At 68.9% G+C, this 520-nt stretch carries 1 protein-coding gene; it reads right to left on the bottom strand.

Features of this window, described 5'->3' with window-relative positions; genetic code table 11:
• Positions 1-187: 187 nt before the first annotated feature.
• Positions 188-520 (bottom strand): methyl-accepting chemotaxis protein (locus ACXJKJ_RS32210; protein ID WP_457395824.1); only part of this gene is annotated, 333 nt, incomplete at its 5' end.

The raw sequence follows: 520 nt of genomic DNA, 5'->3' as shown, positions 1-520 counted from the left end.
ATGCAACAACGAGCACATTGGTGCTGGCCGCATTGCCAATCGACGACGCTTTATCAGCCGGCAACGCGTCATGGCGATGCGCACAAGCTCGGTGTCCGCGCCGAGGCCGACCGGTTCACCCATGCCTACGGGCAGGGCCTGGCAACCGCTCCCCGCCCGCATGTCGGCGCCGCAGGGTACGCGTGGGCTAGACCAGCCGCAGCGTTGGATGCCCGCCGTGCATGGCCACCACGCCGGCCGTGCGCGCGGCGCCCTGCCCGGCATCCACCCGGAACGCCGCCACGGTCTGCAGCAGCTGGGTGGCCTGCTCGTCCATGCTGCGCGCGGCGGCSGWGGCTTCTTCGACCAGGGCCGCRTTCTGCTGCGTGCCCTCGTCGATATGGTCGACGGCCTGGTTGATCTGGCCGATGCTCTCGCTCTGCTGCTGGGCCGCGGTGCTGATCTCGGTGATCAGTGCGCTGACCCGCTTCACGTTGACCACGATCTCATCCATGGTGCGGCCAGCGCTTTCGACCTGCCC

Source organism: Roseateles sp. P5_E1 (assembly GCF_054049335.1).
Note: the sequence above shows the minus strand (reverse complement) of the source record. Positions and strands in the feature narration are given on the sequence as shown.